A 411-nucleotide genomic window follows, 5' to 3' on the forward strand; every position below is an offset into this window, starting at 1 on the left:
CGTTCGCGAAGGCGGTGGAGGCCGACGGCTGGCTGTACGTGTCGGGGCAGACGCCGATGGTCAACGGCGAGGTGGTGGAAGGCGGCATCGTCACGCAGTCGAAGCAGACGATCGAGAACGTGATCGCGATCCTCAAGGAAGCGGGCTACGGCCTCGAACACGTCGTGCGCTGCGGCGTGTGGCTCGACGACGCGCGCGATTTCGCGTCGTTCAACAAGGTGTTCATCTCGTACTTCGGCGAGCATCCGCCGGCACGCGCCTGCGTGCAGTCGAGCATGGTCATCGACTGCAAGGTCGAAGTGGATTGCATCGCCTACAAGCCGCCCGTCAAGTAAGCCGGGCAGCATGAAAAAACGCGGCGGCGCGGGCCTCGAAGGCTCGCGCCGCCGCGTTTTGCTTGGGTGCTCGTTT

Annotated in this window: 1 protein-coding gene; it reads left to right on the top strand. The window is 64.5% G+C overall.

Going from position 1 to position 411, the window contains the following annotated elements:
* The coding region (locus tag ACYP33_RS29320; protein WP_459624853.1) for a RidA family protein at positions 1-335 on the top strand (335 nt) is incomplete at its 5' end.
* Positions 336-411: the final 76 nt, after the last annotated feature.

It is taken from the genome of Burkholderia sp. 3C (genome assembly GCF_054589155.1).